Raw genomic sequence first — 268 nt, 5'->3', positions numbered from 1 at the left:
CTGGCGATTCATTCCACTCTGCCAGCACCCCTTCATCGATACCAATGCCATCATCATGAACAAACACCTTCGCCTCACGCTCATTTACAATGACATTCATACGAATTTGCGTAGCATCGCTATATTTTATCGCATTATCAAGCACATTTAAGAAAATCTGTTTCGTCTTATCGAAATCGGCAACAACATATACATCTGTTAACTCATTGATAACTTCAATCTCAAACTTCTGCAGACGAGGTTTCACGATTGAAACTGCTTCTTCGGC

General features: G+C 40.7%; 1 protein-coding gene. It reads right to left on the bottom strand.

What is annotated here, in order from left to right; translation table 11 throughout:
- On the bottom strand, positions 1–268 hold a 268-nt coding region (locus ACS2QP_RS27815), incomplete at both ends, for an ATP-binding protein (protein WP_438883075.1).

Source organism: Bacillus cereus group sp. Bce019, from assembly GCF_051781745.1.
GTDB classification, from domain to species: domain Bacteria; phylum Bacillota; class Bacilli; order Bacillales; family Bacillaceae_G; genus Bacillus_A; species Bacillus_A cereus.
The sequence above is the reverse complement of the archived record's forward strand: the minus strand, read 5'-3'. Positions and strand labels throughout refer to the sequence as shown.